An 887-nucleotide genomic window follows, 5' to 3' on the forward strand; every position below is an offset into this window, starting at 1 on the left:
TCCAAAGTGCGGTCGTCTTTGAAAAATGGCGCATAGTGCCAGCCCATCGAATACGGAAAAGCACATTCAAACAGATTATCGTAGCGCGTAGTCAACAATTTAAGCGCCAGTGCCAAATCATCACGCTGCGTTGCGGTTAATTCATTCATGCGTTTCACCGCACTTTTCGGCAGGAGCAGCGTTTCAAACGGCCAAGCCGCCCAATATGGCACCACTGCTAGCCAATGTTCAGTTTCCACCACGGTGCGACTGCCATCTTTCAGTTCGGCATTGACATAATCCAGTAGTAAATTACTGCCATGTTGTTGATAATAGTTCAGCAAATTACGCTCTTTGGCTGCAACTTCATTGGGCAAGAAACTGTTTGCCCAGATTTGTCCGTGTGGGTGAGGCTGTGAACAGCCCATAACTTCACCTTTATTTTCAAATGCCTGCACCCAAAGGTAATCTTTGCCCAACTCTTCCAATTGTTCATTCCATGTATCCACCACCGCACGAATTTCGCTGACGTTCAGCTCCGGCAAGGTTTTGCTGTGATCCGGTGAAAAACAGATCACACGGCTCAGACCACGCACACCCATCACCTGAAACAGCGGATTATCACTCTGCGGTGCCTCCGGGCTGTCCGGCATTAATGCAGCAAAATCATTAGCAAAGACATAAGTGCCTTGATAGTCTGGATTCACTTCTCCGGAAATCCGCTTATTGCCAGGGCATAAGAAACAGTTTTCATCATAATCGGGGAGCTGCGCCGTAGCAGCCTTTTCACTCTGCCCGCTCCAAGGACGTTTCGCACGGTGTGGAGAAACCAATATCCACTCATCTTTCAAAGGGTTATAGCGTCGATGCGGGTGTTCGGATACGTCAAAAGTTATCTCAGTCATTTA

At 48.0% G+C, this 887-nt stretch carries 1 protein-coding gene; it reads right to left on the bottom strand.

Going from position 1 to position 887, the window contains the following annotated elements; genetic code table 11:
- Nucleotides 1–884: UDP-glucose--hexose-1-phosphate uridylyltransferase (locus tag FHQ30_RS12765; protein WP_139612322.1), on the bottom strand; the 884-nt coding region annotated here is incomplete at its 3' end.
- Between the last annotated feature and the right edge of the window lie 3 nt (nt 885–887).

The sequence above is a fragment of the Testudinibacter sp. 'clade 2' genome (genome assembly GCF_006227735.1).
Lineage (GTDB): Bacteria > Pseudomonadota > Gammaproteobacteria > Enterobacterales > Pasteurellaceae > Chelonobacter.